At 70.0% G+C, this 20714-nt stretch carries 1 protein-coding gene; it reads left to right on the forward strand.

What is annotated here, in order from left to right; genetic code table 11:
- A partial coding sequence (locus CV755_RS12480; RefSeq protein ID WP_109280287.1) for a type I polyketide synthase occupies window positions 1-20686 on the forward strand: 20686 nt, incomplete at its 5' end.
- Window positions 20687-20714 lie beyond the last annotated feature (28 nt).

A 20714-nucleotide genomic window follows, 5' to 3' on the forward strand; every position in this document is an offset into this window, starting at 1 on the left:
CTGGGAGGCGTTCGAACGTGCCCGGATCAACCCGCAGACCCTGCGCGGCACCGCGGCCGGCGTCTTCGTCGGCGCCAGCGCCCAGGGCTACGGCGCCGACGCCGACGACAGCGGCGACGGCTCCGAGGGCTACTTCCTCACCGGCAGCCAGACCTCGGTGATCTCCGGCCGGGTCTCCTACACCCTGGGCCTGGAGGGCCCGGCGGTCACCGTGGACACCGCCTGCTCCTCCTCGCTGGTCGCCCTGCACCTGGCCGTACAGTCGCTGCGCAACGGCGAGTGCGAACTGGCCCTGGCCGGCGGTGTGGCCGTGATGGCCACTCCCGGCGCCTTCGTCGAGTTCTCCCGCCAGCGCGGCCTGGCCGCGGACGGACGCTGCAAGGCCTTCTCCGCCACCGCGGACGGCACCGGCTGGGGCGAAGGCGTCGGCCTCGTCCTGCTGGAACGGCTCTCCGACGCCCAGCGCAATGGACACCAGGTCCTCGGCCTGGTCCGCGGCTCAGCGGTCAACCAGGACGGCGCCAGCAACGGCCTGAGCGCCCCCAACGGCCCGTCCCAGCAGCGCGTCATCCGCCAGGCCCTGGCCACCGCCGGGCTGACCGCCGACGAGATCGACGCCGTGGAGGCACACGGCACCGGCACCCGCCTCGGCGACCCCATCGAGGCCCAGGCACTGCTCGCCACCTACGGCCAGGAACACCCCGCCGACCGGCCCCTGTGGCTGGGCGCCGTCAAGTCCAACCTCGGCCACACCCAGGCAGCCTCCGGCATCGCCGGCGTGATCAAGATGGTGCAGGCCATGCGGCATGGCATCCTGCCGCGCACCCTGCATGTGGATGAGCCCACCCCCGAGGTGGACTGGTCCACGGGCGCCGTGCGACTGCTGACCGAGGCCCGCGACTGGCCGGACACCGGCCGCCCCCGCCGCTCGGCCGTCTCCTCCTTCGGGGTCAGCGGCACCAATGTCCACACCATTCTCGAACAGGCACCGCCCACCCCCGCCGAGCAGACCCCGGCGGACGCGCCCGCCCCGGGCCGCACCGGCACCGCCCTGCCCTGGGTGATCTCCGCCCGCTCCGAGACCGCCCTGCGGCAACAGGCCGCGCGACTGGCCGAGTTCCTCCAGGACCGCCCCGGCCTCGACCCCCAGGACATCGCCTACTCGCTGGCCGTCACCCGCTCCTGCTTCGAGCATCGGGCCGTCGTCACCGGCACCGGCCGGGAGGAAGTGCTCGCCGCGCTCACGGCGTTGGCCAACGGCAAGCCGGCCGCCAACGCCACCCTGGGCACGGTCTCCCCGCTGGGCGCCGCCCCCCTGGCCCTGCTGTTCACCGGCCAGGGCAGCCAACGGCCCGGCATGGGACGCGAACTCTACGAAACCCACCCCTCCTTCGCGGCCGCCTTCGACGAGGTCTGCGCCCACCTGGACGTCCACCTCGAACGCCCGCTGCATGAGGTGGTGTTCGGCAGCGAGCACCGTGGGCAGCTGGATGAGACGGCGTTTACTCAGGCGGCGTTGTTCGCGCTTGAGGTGGCGTTGTTCCGGTTGGTGGAGTCGTGGGGGGTGCGGCCGGACTTCCTGATCGGGCACTCGGTCGGGGAGATCGTCGCGGCTCATGTTGCCGGTGTGCTGTCGCTTGAGGATGCGGCGACGCTGGTGGCGGCTCGTGGGCGGTTGATGCAGGCTCTGCCGGCCGGTGGTGCCATGGCGGCCGTGGAGGCCACCGAGGCCGAGGTGGCGGAGTGGATTGCCGGGCGTGAGGCTGAGGTCGCGATCGCGGCGGTCAACGGCCCGTCGTCCGTGGTGGTTTCGGGCGACGAGGCGGCGGTTGAGGCGGTTGTCGCGCAGGCCCAGGAGCTGGGCCGGCGGGTACGCCGTCTGACCGTCAGCCATGCGTTCCATTCCCCCCGTATGGAGCCGATGCTGGAGGACTTCCGCGCGGTGCTCACCGGGCTGTCCTTCAACGCGCCGCAGATCCCGGTGGTTTCGAATGTCACCGGCACCCTGGCCACGGCCGACGAATTGTGCTCGCCGGACTACTGGGTGCGTCATGTCCGCCAGGCGGTCCGTTTCGCCGATGGCATGACCTACCTGTCCGGTCAGGGTGTTGGCAAGTTTCTGGAGCTGGGTCCGGACGGGATTCTCTCCGGCATGGGCCAGCAGTGCGTCAGCGACGACGCGGTATTCGCGTCCGTCCTGCGCAAGGACCGCCCGGAGGCCCAGACCCTCACCACGGCCATCGGCACCATGCACGCCCATGGCACCGACCTCGACTGGGAGGGCATCTTCGCGGGCCGCGCCGCCAAACGCGTGGACCTGCCCACCTATGCCTTCCAGCACCAGCGCTTCTGGCTGAACTCCGCGACGCCCACCGGAGACGTCAACCGCCTCGGCCAGTCCGCCACCGACCACCCGCTGCTGGGGGCGGCCATCTGGCTCCCGGAGTCCGACGGCCTGGTACTCACCGGATGGGTCTCCGCCCAGACGCACTCCTGGATCGCCGACCACACGGTGCTGGGCACCGTGCTCGTCCCGGGCACCGGACTGGTCGAGCTGGCCATTCACGCCGGCGACCGGGTCGGCTGCGCCACCGTTGACGAACTCACCCTGCAAAGCCCGCTCGTCCTCCCCGAACAGGGCGGACTCGCGCTGCGCGTCACCGTCGAGGCCATCGATGCCACCGGACGCCGCCCCGTGGCCATCCACTCCCGGCCGGACGACGCGGCCCCCGACGCCCCCTGGACCCGGCACGCCACCGGCTTCCTCCAGCAGGACGCCCCGGCCCCCTCGTTCGACCTGTCCGTCTGGCCGCCGCAGGGCGCCCAGCCGGTGGCCATTGACACCGCCTATGACCAGCTGGCCGCCGCCGGATTCGGCTATGGACCGGTCTTCCAGGGCATGAAGTCCGCCTGGCGACTGGGTGATGAGATATTCGCCGAGGTCGCCCTCCCCGAGGGCACCGCCACCGATGGCTTCGGCCTGCACCCGGCCCTCTTCGACGCCGCCCTGCACGCGGCCTCCCTGGCCGGGACCGAGGCCATCGACACCGGTCTGCCCTTCGCATGGACCGGGGTCACCCTCCACGCCACCGGGGCCTCCGCCCTGCGGGTGCGGCTCTCCTCCGGCCCGGCCGGCGGCCTGTCCATCGCCCTGGCCGACGGCACCGGCGCGCCGGTGGCCTCGGCCGAATCCCTGGTGTTCCGGCCGGTCACCGCCGAGCAGCTGACCGCCGGCGGCACAACCGACACGGACTCCCTGTTCCGCGTCGAGTGGACCCCGCTGCCCACCCCGGTCACCGGTACCGACACCGCCACCTGGGCGGTGCTCGGCGGGGACGACCATCTGCCGGCCGAACTCGACGGGGCCGCCCGCTACCCGGACCTCGCGGCACTGGCCACCGCACTGGACGCGGCCGCCCCCACGCCGAGGCTGGTCATCGCCCCGCTCACCGCTCCGGCGGACGGCACCCAGGACACCGCCGCCCAGGCCCACTCCGCCGCCCGGCACGCCCTCGCCATGGTGCGCGACTTCCTCGCCGACGAGCGGCTGCTCGACGCCCGCCTGGTCTTTCTGACCAGCGGCGCCATCGCCACCCGGGCCGGCGAGGACGTCCCCGGTCTGGCGCACGCCACCGTATGGGGCCTGGTGCGCTCCGCCCAGGCGGAGAACCCGGACCGTTTCCTGCTGCTCGACATGGAACCGGGGAACCCGGCCGGCCTGGGCCGCGCCCTCGCCGCGGCCACCGGCTCCGGAGAACCCGAACTCGCCCTGCGCGCCGGTGAATTGAAGGCGCCGCGCCTGGCACGGGCGCACGCCCCCGCCGACCCGGCGAGCCAGACCTTCACCGCCGGTGACGGCACGGTGCTGGTCACCGGCGGCACCGGTGCCCTGGGCGCGCTCGTCGCCCGCCATCTGGTGACCCGGCACGGCGTAACGAACCTGCTCCTGACCAGCCGCCGCGGACTCCAGGCCGAAGGCGCCCGCGAGCTGGCCGCCGAGCTGTCCGGACTCGGCGCCGAGGTGGAGATTGCCGCCTGCGATGTCTCCGACCGCGACGCCCTGGCCGTGCTGCTGGCGGACCGCCCCCTGACCGCGGTCGTCCACATCGCCGGCGTCATCGACGACGGCGTCATCGCCTCCCTCACTCCCGAGCGCCTGGCGGCCGTACTGCGCCCCAAGGTGGACGCTGCCTGGCACCTCCACCAACTGACTCGCGACCGCGAACTGTCCGCCTTCGTCCTGTTCTCCTCGGCCGCCGGCGTCCTTGGCGGCCCCGGCCAGGGCAACTACGCAGCGGCCAATGTCTTCCTGGACGCCCTCGCCGCACACCGGCGCGCCCACGGCCTGGCCGCCACCTCGCTGGCCTGGGGCCTCTGGGAGCAGAACGGTGGCATGACCGCCGAACTGGCCGACACCGACGTCAACCGGATGAACCGGGCCGGCATCGAAGGACTGCCGGCCGAGCAGGGCCTGGCCCTGTTCGACGCCGGATCGGCGGCGGACGAGGCCCTGCTGGTGCCCATGCGGTTCGACCTCGCCGAGGCACGTGCCCGCGCCATCACGACCGGGGTGCCGCCGCTGCTGCGCGCACTCGTCCGCGTCCCGGCACGCCGCACCGCACGCTCCGGCGATGCGCCTTCCGGTGCCCTGGGCCAGCGGCTCGCCGGCCTCCCCGAGGCCGAACGGCACCCGGCCGTACTCGAGTTGGTCCGCACCCATGTCGCGGCGGTACTCGGCCACGGCGGACCGGAGGCCATCGAACCGGGATGGGCGTTCAAGGAACTGGGCTTCGACTCGCTGACCGCCGTCGAACTGCGCAACCAGCTCTCCACGGCGGTGGGACTGCGCCTGCCCGCCACCCTGGTCTTCGACTACCCGACGCCTTTGGTGCTGACGGACTTCCTGCTGGCCGAGGCCCTGGGCGCGGTCACCACCGCGGGCGCCGCGCCGGCCTCCCCGGCCGCCTCGCGCGCCGATGACGAACCCATCGCCATCGTGGGCATGGCCTGCCGCTACCCCGGCGGGGTCACCTCACCCGAGGACCTCTGGCGCCTGCTGGTCAACGGTGAGGACGCGGTCTCCGTCTTCCCGGCCGACCGTGGCTGGGCACCGGAAGACCAGTTTGTGGACGACTACCAGCTCAAGGGTGGATTCCTCTACGACGCCGCCGAGTTCGACCCCGCCTTCTTCGGGATCTCGCCGCGTGAGGCGCTGGCGATGGACCCGCAGCAGCGGCTGCTGTTGGAGGCGTCCTGGGAGGCGCTGGAGTCGGCGGGCATCGACCCGGCATCCCTGCGGGGCAGCCAGACCGGTGTCTTCGCGGGCGTGATGTACCACAACTACGCGGCCCGCCTGACCGAGGTGCCCGACGAGGTCGGCGGCTTCCTCGGCACCGGAAACTCCAGCAGTGTGGTCTCCGGCCGGGTCTCCTACACCTTTGGCTTCGAGGGCCCCGCGGTGACCGTGGACACGGCGTGTTCCTCGTCGCTGGTCGCCCTGCATCTGGCCGGACAGGCGCTGCGTCGGGGCGAGTGCTCGCTGGCCCTGGCCGGCGGCGTCACGGTCATGCCGACGCCCGACACCTTTATCGACTTCGCCATCCAGGGCGGACTCGCCCGCGACGGCCGCTGCAAGCCCTTCGCGGCCGCGGCGGACGGCACAGGCTGGTCCGAGGGAGTCGGCATCCTGCTGGTCGAGCGGCTGTCCGACGCGCTGCGCAATGGACACCGGGTGCTGGGCGTGGTGCGGGGTACGGCCATCAACCAGGACGGCGCCAGCAATGGCCTGACCGCCCCGAACGGCCCCTCGCAGCAGCGTGTTATCCGCAGGGCGCTGGCCGAGGCCGGTCTGTCGGCGGCGGACGTGGACGCGGTGGAGGCACATGGCACGGGCACCACCCTCGGCGACCCGATCGAGGCCCAGGCGTTGCTGGCCACATATGGCCAGGAGCGGCCGGAGGAGCGGCCGTTGTGGCTCGGTGCCATCAAGTCCAACCTGGGTCACACCCAGGCGGCCGCCGGCGTGGCCGGTGTGATCAAGATGGTGCTGGCGATGCGGCACGGTGTGCTCCCGAAGACGCTGCATCTGGATGAGCCCACTCCGCATGTGGACTGGTCGGCGGGTGCGGTGGAGTTGCTGGCCGAGACGCGGGAGTGGCCGGAGGTGGGTCGTCCGCGGCGGGCCGCGGTGTCCTCGTTCGGTATCAGTGGCACCAATGCGCATGTGGTGCTGGAGCAGGCGCCGGAGGCGGCTATTACCGCTGCCGAGCCGGTTGTTGGTGCGGCTCCGGTGGCGTGGGTGGTGTCGGCGAAGTCGGAGGCGGGGGTTCGTTCCCAGGCTGAGCGGCTGCTGGCGTTCCTGGAGGAGCGTGCCGGCCTGTCGCCGGTGGATCTGGGCTACTCGCTGGCGGTGGCACGGTCGCGGTTCGAGCACCGGGCCGTGGTCGTCGGCGCTGAGCGGGACGAACTGATCGCCGGGGTGCGCGCCTTGGCGTCCGGCGAGGTGTCGAGTGCCGTGGTCGGCGGCAGCGTGGCGCGTGGCCGGCTGGCGTTGTTGTTCACCGGGCAGGGCAGTCAGCGGGCCGGTATGGGCCGTGAGCTGTATGAGACCTTCCCGGTCTTCGCGGATGCGTTCAACGAGGTCTGCGCTCACCTGGACGAGCAGTTGGACCGTTCACTGAAGGACGTTGTCTTCGGGGATGGGTCGTCTCTGTTGGATCAGACGGCGTTTACTCAGGCGGCGTTGTTCGCTCTGGAAGTTGCTCTGTTCCGGTTGGTGGAGTCGTGGGGGGTGCGGCCGGACTTCCTGATCGGTCACTCGGTAGGCGAGATCGTCGCCGCGCATGTGTCGGGTGTGCTGTCGCTTGAGGATGCGGCAACCCTCGTCGCGGCCCGTGGCCGGTTGATGCAGGCCCTGCCGACCGGTGGTGCCATGGCAGCCGTCGAGGCCACCGAAGCCGAGGTCGCGGGATGGATTGCCGGCCGTGAGGCTGAGATCGCGATCGCGGGGGTCAATGGCCCCTCCTCGGTGGTGGTTTCCGGTGGTGAGGCGGCTGTTGAGGCGGTTGTCGCCCAGGGGCAGGAGCTGGGCCGGCGAGTACGCCGCCTGACCGTCAGCCATGCGTTCCACTCGCCGCGTATGGAGCCGATGCTGGAGGACTTCCGCAGCGCCATCGCGGAGCTGTCCTTCAACGCCCCGCAGACCCCGGTGGTTTCGAATGTCACCGGCACGCTGGCTACCGCCGAGGAGCTGTGCTCGCCGGACTACTGGGTGCGCCACGTCCGCCAGGCGGTCCGTTTCGCCGATGGCATGGCCTACCTATCCGGTCAGGGAGTTGACAAGTTCCTGGAGCTGGGCCCGGACGGGATCCTCTCCGGCATGGGCCAGCAGTCCGTATCCGAGGGCGCGGTGTTCGCGTCTGTCCTGCGCAAGGACCGGCCGGAGGCTCAGACCCTCACTACGGCCATCGGCACGATGCACGCCCATGGCACCGACCTTGACTGGGAAGGTGTGTTCGCCGGCCGCGCCGCCAAGCGTGTGGAACTGCCCACCTACGCCTTCCAGCACCAGCACTTCTGGCTGGAAGGCGGCAAGGCCGCCGGTGACGCGTCCGGCCTCGGCCAGACGGTGACCGGACACCCGCTGCTCGGCGCGGTCGTGACCGTCCCCGCAACGGACACCGTGGTACTGACCGGCAGGCTCTCCACCGTCACCCACCCGTGGCTTGCCGACCACGCGGTGGCGGGCACGGTCATCCTGCCCGGAACCGCCCTGGTGGAGCTGGCGGTTCATGCCGGTGACCAGGTGGGCTGCGACACCGTCGAGGAGTTGACGCTCCAGGCCCCGTTGGTCCTGCCGGAACGCGGTGGCGTCGCGGTACGGGTGACGGTCGAGGCCGAGGAACAGACCGGCCGGCACCGGATCGCTGTCTACTCCCGGCCGGCCGACGCCGAGCCGGACGCTGCCTGGACCGTCCACGCCACCGGTGCGCTCGTCAACGCCCCTGCCGCACCCGCTCTTTCCGGGCCGGCCGCCTGGCCGCCGCAGGGCGCCGACCCGATCGCCATCGACGGCTTCTATGAGGGGATGGCGGAGGCCGGGCTGTCCTATGGACCCGTTTTCCAGGGCCTGAAGTCGGCCTGGCGACTGGGCGATGAGGTGTTCGCCGAGGTGACCCTCCCCGAGGGCACCGCCACGGACGGCTATGGTCTGCACCCCGCCCTGTTCGACGCTGCCCTGCACGCCATTGCCCTGGGCGGCTATGTCACCGACCCCGACCATGCTCATCTGCCGTTCTCCTGGAACGAGGTGGCTCTGCACGCCACCGGTGCGACCGAACTCCGGGTGCGGGTGATGCCTGCGGGCACCGACGCCGTGTCCCTGGAGATCGCCGATGGAGCCGGTGCGCCGGTCGCCACAGTCGGTGCGCTGATCGTCCGGCCGGCCTCCGACGAGGCGGCCTCCGCACGGATCGGCCACCGGGAGTCGGCCTTCCAGGTGGACTGGACCGCCCTGTCGCTGCCGGATGCCGAGCCGGGCCCGTTCTCCGTCCTGAACAGCCCCTCCGAGCTGGAACAGGCGGTAGGGGCGGAGGCCGTCTTTGTGCCGCTGGCGGCCGAGTTCCCCGCCTCCGAGCCGGTCTCCCGGATACACCGGGCTGTTCACCTCGCCCTGGAATGGGTGCAGGTTTTCACCGCGGACGAGCGATTCGCCGATGCCCGACTGGTGTTCGTCACCAAGGGCGCCATGGCCACCGAGGCCGGTGAGGGAATCAGCGACCCGGTGCACTCCTCGGTATGGGGCCTGGTGCGCTCGGCGCAGTCCGAGTACCCGGACCGTTTCGTCCTGGTGGACACCGACGGAGACGGGCCGCTGGACGCCAAGAGACTGTGGCCGCTGGTTGTGTCCGGCGAGCCGGAGTTGGCCGTCCGCGGTGGTGTGGTGCGGGTGCCGCGTCTGGCGCGTGCTGCCCTTGCCGAGGGTGGCAACCCGTTTGCTGCCGGTGAGGGCACGGTGCTGGTGACGGGCGGTACGGGTGCCCTGGGCGCCCTGGTGGCCCGCCACTTGGTGGCCGAACACGGGGTGCGCAGCCTGTTGTTGACCAGCCGCCGTGGGATGGAGGCCCAGGGCGCCACCGAGTTGGTGGCGGAGCTGTCGGAGCAGGGTGTCCAGGTGGAGGTCGCCGCCTGCGACGTGGCCGACCGGGACGCGCTCTCAGCGCTGTTGGCGGGCCGTTCCCTGTCGGCAGTGGTGCACACCGCCGGGGTGCTGGACGACGCGACCATTGGCTCGCTGACCCCGGAGCGGCTGGACGCGGTGCTGCGCCCCAAGGCGGACGCCGCCTGGCATCTGCACGAGCTGACCCGCGACCGGGAACTCTCCGCCTTCGTCCTGTTCTCCTCGGCCGCCGGCGTCCTGGGCAGCCCGGGGCAGGGCAACTATGCCGCGGCCAACGCCTCGCTCGACGCCCTCGCCCTGTACCGGCGTTCGCTCGGCCTGCCCGCTGTCTCCCTTGCCTGGGGCGCCTGGGCGAGCGTCGGCGGCATGGCAGGTGAGCTCGGCGAGACCAATGAGGCGCGGATGAACCGCGCGGGCATCGCCGGTCTGTCGGCCGCCGAGGGCCTGTCGCTCTTCGACCTCGGATGCTCCGCCGAGCAGGCGCTGCTGGTGCCGATGCGCATCGACCTGGCCGGAATCCGGGCCGCGGCGGCGACGGCTGGTGTACCGCCGCTGCTGCGCGGACTCGTCCGCACCCCCCTGCGGCGTACCGCGCGTGCCACGACCATGGAGACCAGCGCCCTGGCACAGCGGCTCTCCGGCCTGACGGCCGAAGCCCGTCTGGGTGCGCTGCTGGAGATCGTCCGTACGCATGTGGCGTCCGTGCTCGGCCATGCCGGACCAGAGGCGATCGAGCCGGAGGCGGTCTTCAAGGAGCTGGGCTTCGACTCGCTGACCGCCGTCGAACTGCGCAACCAGCTCGCGGCCGCCACCGGTCTGCGCCTGCCTGCCACTCTGGTCTTCGACTACCCGAGCTCCACCGCGGTCGCGGAGTACCTGCTTGCCGAGGTGCTCGGGACCCAGCCGGAGGCCGGCGCCCCGGCGATGATGCGGCGCGCGGCGGATGACGATCCGGTCGTCATCGTGGGTATGGCCTGCCGCTACCCCGGCGGTGTCAACTCTCCCGACGACCTCTGGCGACTGCTCATGGCCGGTGGCGACGCCATCTCCGCCTTCCCGGCCGACCGCGGCTGGGACCTGGAGGGCATCTTCACCCCGGATCCGGACCGTCCGGAGGTCTCGTACCTCCCCGAGGGCGGATTCCTCCACGGGGCGGGCGACTTCGACCCGGTGTTCTTCGGGATCTCGCCGCGTGAGGCGCTGGCGATGGACCCGCAGCAGCGGTTGCTGCTGGAGGCGTCCTGGGAGGCGCTGGAGTCGGCGGGTATTGACCCGTCGTCGCTGCGGGGAAGCCAGACCGGTGTCTTCGCGGGCGTGATGTACCACAACTACGCCTCCCGTCTGACCGAAGTCCCCGAAGAACTGGCCGGCTTCCTCGGCAACGGCAGCGCCAGCAGTGTGGTCTCCGGCCGGGTTTCCTACACCTTTGGCTTCGAGGGCCCCGCGGTGACCGTGGACACGGCGTGTTCCTCGTCGCTGGTCGCTCTGCAACTGGCCGCCCAGGCACTACAGCGGGGCGACTGCTCCCTGGCCCTGGTCGGCGGTGTGACGGTGATGCCGACGCCCGACACCTTCGCCAACTTCTCACTTCAGCGCGGTCTGGCCGTCGATGGCCGCTGCAAGCCCTTCGCGGCTGCCGCGGATGGCACGGGCTGGTCCGAGGGTGTGGGCATGCTGCTGGTGGAGCGGCTGTCGGATGCCCGGCGCAACGGGCACCAAGTGCTGGCAGTGGTGCGGGGTACGGCGGTCAATCAGGACGGTGCCAGCAACGGTCTGACCGCGCCGAATGGTCCTTCGCAGCAGCGTGTTATCCGCAGGGCGCTGGCCGAGGCCGGTCTGTCGGCGGCGGATGTGGACGCCGTGGAGGCGCACGGTACGGGTACGCGGCTGGGTGACCCGATCGAGGCGCAGGCGTTGCTGGCCACGTATGGCCAGGGGCGGTCGGAGGAACAGCCGTTGTGGCTGGGTTCGATCAAGTCCAACCTGGGTCACACTCAGGCGGCTGCGGGTGTGGCCGGTGTGATCAAGATGGTGCTGGCGATGCGGCACGGCATCATGCCGAAGACGTTGCATGTGGATGCGCCGTCGCCTGAGGTGGACTGGTCGGCGGGTGCGGTGGAGTTGCTGACCGAGGCGCGGGAGTGGCCGGAGGTGGGTCGTCCGCGGCGGGCCGCGGTGTCCTCGTTCGGTATCAGTGGCACCAATGCGCATGTGGTGCTGGAGCAGGCGCCGGAGGCGGCTGTTGCTGCTGTGGAGCCGGTGGTTGACACGGTGTTGCCGTGGGTGGTGTCGGCGAAGTCGGAGGCGGGTGTTCGCTCTCAGGCGGAGCGGCTGGTGGCGTTCCTGGAGGAGCGTGCCGGCCTGTCGCCGGTGGATGTGGGCTACTCGTTGGCGGTTGCGCGGTCGCGGTTCGAGCACCGGGCGGTGGTCGTTGGTGCGGATCGTGACGAACTGCTCGCGGGTGTCCGGGCGTTGGCGGCCGGTGAGATATCTGGTGCTGTGACCATGGGCAGTGCGTCGCGTTCGAAGCTGGCGTTGTTGTTCACGGGGCAGGGCAGTCAGCGGGCCGGTATGGGCCGTGAGCTGTATGAGACCTTCCCGGTCTTCGCTGCCGCCTTCAACGAGATCTGCGCTCACCTGGACGAGCGGCTGGGTCGTTCGCTGAAGGATGTCGTCTTCGGCGATGAGCCCTCTCTGCTGGATCAGACAGCGTTTACTCAGGCGGCGTTGTTCGCTCTGGAAGTTGCTCTGTTCCGGTTGGTGGAATCGTGGGGAGTGCGGCCGGACTTCCTGATCGGCCACTCGGTAGGCGAGATCGTCGCCGCGCATGTGTCGGGTGTGCTGTCGCTTGAGGATGCGGCAACCCTCGTCGCGGCCCGTGGCCGCTTGATGCAGGCCCTGCCGACCGGTGGTGCCATGGCAGCCGTCGAGGCCACCGAAGCCGAGGTCGCCGAGTGGATCGCCGGTCGCGAGGCTGAGGTTGCGATCGCGGCGGTCAACGGGCCGTCGTCCGTGGTGGTTTCGGGTGACGAGGATGCGGTTGAGGCGGTTGTCGCGCAGGCCCAGGAGCTGGGCCGGCGGGTGCGTCGCCTGACGGTGAGCCATGCGTTCCATTCGCCGCGTATGGAGCCGATGCTGGAGGACTTCCGTAGCGCTATCGCGGAGCTGTCCTTCAACGCTCCCTCGATCCCGGTGGTTTCGAATGTGACCGGCACCCTGGCTACGGCCGAGGAGCTGTGCTCGCCGGACTACTGGGTGCGTCATGTCCGTCAGGCGGTCCGTTTTGCCGATGGCATGACGTACCTGTCGGGTCAGGGCGTGGCCAGGTTCCTGGAGCTGGGTCCGGACGGGATTCTCTCCGGCATGGGCCAGCAGTCCGTATCCGAGGGCGCGGTGTTCGCGTCCGTCCTGCGCAAGGACCGGCCGGAGGCTCAGACCTTCACCACGGCCATCGGCACGATGCACGCCCATGGCACCGACCTCGACTGGGACGGTGTGTTCGCGGGCCGAGCCGCCAAGCGCGTTGCCCTGCCCACCTACGCCTTCCAGCACCAGCGTTACTGGCTGGAGGCATCCGCCTCCGCCGGTGATGTGACCAGCTTGGGTCTGGGGTCTGCCGGTCATGCCCTGCTGGGTGCGGCGGTGGAGCTTCCGGACAGTGGTGGGGTCGTTCTCACCGGGCGTCTGTCCGTCCAGGCCCAGCCATGGCTGGCCGAGCACGCGGTGATGGGTTCGGTCTTGCTGCCGGGCACCGGCCTGGTGGAGCTGGCGATTCACGCCGGCGACCAGGTGGGTTGCGGCTACCTGGAGGAGCTGATGCTCCAGGCGCCGCTCGTGCTGCCCGAGCACGGGGGACGTGCCGTGCGGGTCACTGTGGAGACCGAGGAAGGGACCGACCGAGGCCGCGTCGTCATCCACTCCCGCGCGGAGAGTCCTGACGAGCCGTGGACGCTGCATGCTGTCGGCGTGCTCACTGCCACGTCGGCGGCAACGGGGACCGACCTCACGGTCTGGCCGCCGGAGGGGGCCGAAGAGCTAGAGATCGGCGAGACCTTCTATGCCGGTCTCGCCGAGGCGGGGCTTTCGTATGGCCCGGTGTTCCAGGGCCTCAAGTCGGCCTGGCGGCTTGGCGATGAGGTCTTCGCGGAGGTGGCCCTGCCCGAGGACACGTCCATCGAGGGCTTCGCTCTGCACCCGGCCCTCCTTGACGCCGCGCTGCACGCCGTCTCCCTCGGCGAGTTCGTGGATCAGAACCAGGCTCACCTGCCCTTCTCCTGGAACGGCGTGACGTTGTACGCCACGGGCGCGTCGGCGCTGCGGGTCCGCCTGACCAAGGCCGGTGAACGCAATGCCGTGGCGCTTACGGTCGCGGATGCGAGCGGGGCGGCGGTCGCGCACGTCGATTCGCTGGTGCTGCGTCCGGCTGCGCCCGGGGAGACCTCCGAGGGCTCCGGTTGGGTCGGCGACTCCCTGTTCCGGGTGGATTGGGCCACCATGGCTATCCCAACGGTGACTCCGGGCACCTCCGCCGTCCTCTCCGGCGCGTTCGACCTGAACCAAGCGGTTGGGGCGGAGGTGATCTACGTACCGCTGCTGTCGGCCCATGGCACACAGTCGTTGGCGGACGAGGCTCATCATGCGGTTGGCCGGGTGCTCGGTCTGGTGCAGCGGTTCCTTGATGATGAGCGGTTTGCCGGTTCGCGTTTGGTGTTTGTGACGCGGGGTGCGGTGGCTGTTGGTGCTGATGGGGGCGTGCTGGATCTGGTGCATGCTCCGGTATGGGGTTTGGTGCGTTCGGCGCAGGCGGAGAATCCGGACCGGTTTGTGCTGGTGGACAGCGATGAGGAGCTGGATTTCGCTGGCTTGTGGCCGTTGGCGGTGTGCGGTGAGCCGGAGTTGGCGGTGCGTGACGGGGTGGTGCGGGTGCCGCGTCTGGCGCATGCTGTGGTTGCCGGGGATGGTCGTGGGTTTGTTGCCGGTGAGGGCACGGTGTTGGTGACGGGTGGTACGGGTGCGCTGGGCGCCCTGGTGGCTCGTCATCTGGTGGTTGAACACGGTGTGCGGAGTCTGTTGTTGACCAGCCGTCGTGGTTTGGAGGCTTCGGGTGCTGCCGAGTTGGTGGCGGAGTTGTCGGGGCTGGGTGCTGGGGTGGAGGTTGTGGCGTGTGATGTGGCTGACCGGGGTGCGGTTGCGTCGCTGTTGGAGGGGCGTGTTGTCTCGGCGGTGGTGCATACCGCGGGTGTGCTGGACGATGCGACGATTGGTTCGCTGACTTCTGAGCGGTTGGATGCGGTGTTGCGTCCGAAGGTGGATGCGGCCTGGCATCTGCATGAGTTGACTCAGGATCAGGATCTGTCGGCGTTTGTGCTGTTCTCTTCGGCTGCCGGTGTGATGGGTAATCCGGGTCAGGCCAACTATGCGGCGGGGAACGCTTTCCTGGATGCTTTGGCTGCGTATCGGCGGGCGTGTGGGTTGGTGGGTGTGTCGTTGGCGTGGGGTGCGTGGGCGGAGTCGGGTGGGATGGCTGGTTCGCTGGGTGAGGCGGACCGGGAGCGTCTGGCGCGTGCTGGGGCTTCGGGGCTTGGTGATGCGGAGGGTCTGGCGTTGTTCGACGCGGCCGGCTCCGGCGAGCACGCACTGCTGGTGCCGATGCGGTTGGATCTGGCCGGGATCCGGTCGAGGGCTGCGACGGCCGGGGTGCCGCCGCTGCTGCGTGGGCTGGTCCGTGTCCCCACCCGCCGCACCACCGCCCAGGCGGCCGGTGCGACGGCAGGAGCGATGGCTCAGCGTCTGGCCGGACTTGGCAAGGAAGACCAGCGCACTTTCCTGCTCGGGCTTGTGCGGACCCATGTCGCCGCTGTCCTGGGATTCGAGGACGGTGAAACCATCGAGGCCGAGCGCGCCTTCAAGGAGATGGGTTTCGACTCGCTCACCGCGGTCGAGCTGCGCAACCAGCTCGGTAAGGCGGTCGATCTGCGGCTGCCGACGACCTTGGTGTTCGACTACCCCAACTCCATGGCGGTGGCGGACTATCTGCTGGACGAGATCGTTGGGACCGGCCCCGCCGATGCCCAGCCCGTGGCGACCGTCACCGTGACGGATGATGAGCCGATCGCGATTGTGGGTATGGCGTGCCGTTATCCGGGTGGGGTGAACTCTCCGGAGGATCTGTGGCGGTTGGTGCTGGCGGGGGATGATGCCATTTCCGCTTTCCCGACGGATCGTGGTTGGGATCTGGAGGGCATGTTCGATGATGATCCGGATGTCGCGGGTTCGTCGTATGTGCGGGAGGGCGGTTTCCTGTATGACGCGGCGGACTTCGATCCGGCGTTCTTCGGGATCTCGCCGCGTGAGGCGTTGGCGATGGACCCGCAGCAGCGGTTGCTGCTGGAGGCGTCCTGGGAGGCCCTGGAGTCGGCGGGTATCGATCCGTCGTCGCTGCGGGGCAGCCAGACCGGTGTCTTCGCGGGCGTGATGTACCACAACTACGCCTCCCGCCTCTCCGCCGTACCGGAGGAGGTCGAAGGCTTCCTGGGCACCGGTACCTCGGGCAGCGTTGCCTCGGGCCGGGTTTCCTACACCTTTGGGTTCGAGGGGCCGGCGGTGACGGTGGATACCGCTTGTTCGTCGTCGCTGGTCGCCTTGCATCTGGCGGGGCAGGCGCTGCGCCGGGGTGAGTGCTCGCTGGCGCTTGCTGGTGGTGTGACGGTGATGCCGACGCCGGATACCTTCCTGAGCTTCTCCCGTCAGCGCGGTCTCGCGTCGAATGGGCGTTGTAAGGCCTTCGCCGCCGCGGCGGATGGCACGGGGTGGTCCGAGGGTGTGGGCATGCTGCTGGTGGAGCGGCTGTCGGACGCGGTGCGCAAGGGGCACCGGGTGCTGGGCGTGGTGCGGGGTACGGCCGTCAACCAGGACGGTGCCAGCAACGGTCTGACGGCGCCCAATGGTCCTTCACAGCAGCGCGTCATCCGCCAGGCACTGGCCACGGCCAAGCTGTCGACGAACGACGTCGATTTGCTGGAGGCGCATGGCACGGGTACGCGGCTGGGTGACCCGATCGAGGCGCAGGCGCTGCTGGCGACCTATGGGCAAGGACGGTCGGAGGAACAGCCGTTGTGGCTGGGTTCGATCAAGTCCAACCTGGGTCACACCCAGGCGGCTGCGGGTGTGGCCGGTGTGATCAAGATGGTTCAGGCCATGCGGCACGGCATCATGCCGAAGACGCTGCATGTCGATGCGCCGACTCCTGAGGTGGACTGGTCAGCGGGTGCGGTGGAGTTGCTGACCGAGACGCGGGAATGGCCGGAGGCGGGTCGTCCGCGGCGGGCCGCGGTGTCCTCGTTCGGTATCAGTGGCACCAATGCGCATGTGGTGCTGGAGCAAGCCCCGGAGGCGGCTGTTGCTGCTGCGGAGCCAGTGGTTGACACGGTGCTGCCGTGGGTGCTGTCGGCGAAGTCGGAGGCGGGGGTCCGGGCCCAGGCGGAGCGGCTGCTGGCGTTCCTGGACGGGCGTTCTGACCTGTCACCGATCGACATCGGTTATTCGCTTGCGGTCGCGCGGTCGCGGTTCGAGCACCGGGCGGTGGTCGTTGGCGCGGTCCGGGACGAACTGCTGGCGGGCGTCCGGGCGTTGGCGTCCGGTGAGGTGTCTGGTGCTGTGGTTGCCGGTGGTGCGTCGCGTTCGAAGCTGGCGTTGCTGTTCACGGGGCAGGGCAGTCAGCGGGCCGGTATGGGCCGTGAGCTGTATGAGACCTTCCCGGTCTTCGCGGCCGCCTTCAACGAGATCTGCGCTCACCTGGACGAGCGGCTGGGTCGTTCGCTGAAGGATGTCGTCTTCGGCGATGAGCCCTCTCTGCTGGATCAGACAGCGTTTACTCAGGCGGCCCTGTTCGCTCTGGAAGTTGCTCTGTTCCGGTTGGTGGAATCGTGGGGGATGCGGCCGGACTTCCTGATCGGTCACTCAGTCGGGGAGATCGTCGCCGCGCATGTTGCCGGTGTGCTGTCGCTTGCCGATGCGGCGACGCTGGTGGCGGCTCGTGGGCGGTTGATGCAGGCGCTGCCGACCGGTGGTGCCATGGCGGCCGTGGAGGCCACCGAGGCCGAGGTCGCCGAGTGGATCGCCGGCCGTGAGGCTGAGGTTGCGATCGCGGCGGTCAACGGCCCTTCGTCCGTAGTGGTTTCGGGTGACGAGGCAGCGGTTGAGCCGGTTGTCGCGCAGGCCCAGGAGCTGGGCCGGCGGGTGCGTCGCCTGACCGTCAGCCATGCGTTCCATTCCCCCCGTATGGAGCCGATGCTGGAGGACTTCCGCGCGGTGCTCACCGGGCTGTCCTTCAACACGCCGCAGATTCCGGTGGTTTCGAATGTCACCGGCACGCTGGCCACGGCCGAGGAGCTGTGCTCGCCGGACTACTGGGTGCGTCATGTCCGTCAGGCGGTCCGTTTCGCCGATGGCATGGCCTACCTCTCCGGTCAGGGCGTAGCCAAGTTCCTGGAGCTGGGCCCGGACGGCATCCTCTCCGGCATGGGCCAGCAGTCCGTGCCCGAGGACTCGGTGTTCGCCTCCGTCCTGCGCAAGGACCGCCCGGAGGCCCAGACCCTCACCACCGCTCTCGGCACCATGCACGCCCACGGCACCGACCTCAACTGGGAAGGCGTCTTCGCCGGCCGCGCCGCCAAGCGCGTTGAACTGCCCACCTACGCCTTCCAGCACCAGCGCTACTGGCTCGAAGCCCCCGCATCCGCGGGTGACGCGGTCAGCCTGGGGCTGGGCATCTCGGCCCATGCCCTGCTGGGCGCGGCGGTTGAGCTCCCGGACACGGGCGGAGCGGTTCTCACCGGACGTCTGTCCGTCCAGGCCCAGCCGTGGCTGGCCGATCACGCGGTGATGGGTTCGGTGATCCTGCCGGGCACCGGCCTGGTGGAGTTGGCCGTTCACGCCGGTGACCAGGTCGGTTGCGGCACGCTGGACGAGCTGACGCTCCAGGCACCGCTTGTCCTCCCCGAGCGCGGCGGCGTCATGCTCCGTGTGACCGTGGACGGCGCGGACGAGGACAGCCGTTCCCATGTGCGGATCTACTCCCGCCACGAGACGGCATCGCGTGAAGAGGCATGGACCCTGCATGCCTCCGGCGTACTGTCCGCCGACGGCAACGCGGCCATCGCCGACCTGACGGTCTGGCCGCCGAACGGCGCGGAGCGCATAGAGCTGTCCGGCCACTACGAGACCATGGCGGAGGCCGGTCTCTCCTACGGCCCTGTGTTCCAAGGGCTGAAGTCGGCCTGGCGGCTTGGCGATGAGGTCTTCGCGGAGGTGGCCCTGCCCGAGGACACGTCCCTCGAGGGCTTCGCTCTGCACCCGGCACTCCTTGACGCCGCTTTGCATGCCATCTCCCTCGGCGAGTACATCACCGGTTCCGCGCAGGTCCACCTGCCCTTCTCCTGGAGCGGGGTGACCCTGCACGCGACGGGCGCCTCGGCGCTGCGGGTCCGGGTGTCCCCGGCAGAAGGGCAGGCGGTCTCCATCGCGGTCGCGGACGCGGCCGGTGCTCCGGTTGCCCAGGTCGACTCATTGGTCCTGCGGCCCGTCGATGCCGGTCAGCTGGCGCTGCCCGGTGGCGATGACGCCTCGAACTCACTGTTCCGGCTGGACTGGACCGAGTTGGACGAGTCCTCGCTTGTAAAGCACCCGACCTATGCCGTGCTCGGAGACATGACCGGTGCCGACTACGCGGACCTGGAGGCCCTCGGCGCGGCGCTCGCCTCCGGGAGCGAGATGCCCGGTGTCGTTCTGGTGCCCATGGTGTCGGCCGCTGAGAGCACGGAAACCGTGAGCAGCGCCCACCAGGCGGCCCAGCGGTCGCTCACGCTGATGCGGCACTGGCTGAACGAGCAGCGGTTCGCCGACTCGCGTCTGGTCTTTGTGACCGGGGGCGCGGTGGCCGCCGGCCCGGGGGACGACATCCGGGACCTGGCGCACGCCCCCGTTTGGGGTCTGGTCCGCTCGGCCCAGTCGGAAAATCCGGAGCAGTTCGTTCTCCTGGACGTTCACAGCGCCGATACGCTCTCCGACCCCGCTCGACTGGCGGCCCTGGCGGCCACTGGTGAGCCGGAGTTGGCGGTGCGTGGTGGTGTGGTGCGGGTGCCGCGTTTGGTGCGTGCTGCGGTTGCCGGGGACGGTCGTGGGTTTGTTGCCGGTGAAGGAACTGTGCTGGTGACGGGTGGTACGGGTGCCCTGGGTGCTTTGGTGGCTCGTCATCTGGTGGCTGAACACGGTGTGCGGAGCTTGCTGTTGACCAGTCGCCGTGGTTTGGAGGCTTCGGGTGCTGCCGAGTTGGTGGCGGAGTTGTCGGGGCTGGGTGCTGGGGTGGAGGTTGTGGCGTGTGATGTGGCTGACCGGGGTGCGGTTGCGTCGCTGTTGGAGGGGCGTGTTGTCTCGGCGGTGGTGCATACCGCGGGTGTGCTGGACGATGCGACGATTGGTTCGCTGACTTCTGAGCGGTTGGATGCGGTGTTGCGTCCGAAGGTGGATGCGGCCTGGCATCTGCATGAGTTGACTCAGGATCAGGATCTGTCGGCGTTTGTGCTGTTCTCTTCGGCTGCCGGTGTGATGGGTAATCCGGGTCAGGCAAACTATGCGGCGGGGAACGCTTTCCTGGATGCTTTGGCTGCGTATCGGCGGGCGTGTGGGTTGGTGGGTGTGTCGTTGGCGTGGGGTGCGTGGGCGGAGTCGGGTGGGATGGCTGGTTCGCTGGGTGAGGCGGACCGGGAGCGTCTGGCGCGTGCCGGGGCCTCGGGGCTTGGTGATGCGGAGGGTCTGGCGTTGTTCGACGCGGCCGGCGCCGGCGAGCACGCACTCCTCGTACCGATGCGGTTGGATCTGGCCGGGATCCGGTCGAGAGCTGCGACGGCCGGGGTGCCGCCGCTGCTGCGTGGGCTGGTCCGTGTCCCCACCCGCCGCACCACCGCGCAGAGCGCGGCGGTGGAGACGCGTTCGCTGGCCGACCGGCTGACCGGTCTGCCGGCCGATGAGCGCCAAGCCGTTCTCCTCGACCTGGTCCGTACTCAGACGGCTTCCGTGCTGGGCTTCTCCGGCCCCGAGGCCATCGAGCCCAAGCGCGGGTTCCTGGAGCTCGGCATTGACTCGCTCACTGCCGTCGAACTCCGGAACCAGCTGGGCAAGGCGGCCGATCTACGGCTGTCGGCGACCTTGATCTTCGACTACCCGACTCCCGCGGCCGTGGCCGACCACCTGGCCGAGGAACTGGGCCAAGGTTCGGCGCCCAGCTCTCACTCCGTGTACAGCGAGATCGACAAGTTGGAGCAGTTGCTCTCGGCCCTCGCTGACGACGAGACCGAGCGGGCCGGCATCACGGCGCGGCTCAGGGCGGTGATGTCCAAGTGGACCGATGCCGAGACCCGTTCCTCGCAAACGCTGGCCGATGACGAGCTGGCCTCGGCAACCGCCGATGAGTTGTTCAACCTTCTCGATGACGAACTCGGTCAGGCGTAACCCGTAAGTCGTAGTCCTCACAGTGGAG

The sequence above is a fragment of the Streptomyces orinoci genome, from assembly GCF_003121295.1.
Taxonomy (GTDB): Bacteria; Actinomycetota; Actinomycetes; order Streptomycetales; family Streptomycetaceae; genus Streptomyces; species Streptomyces orinoci.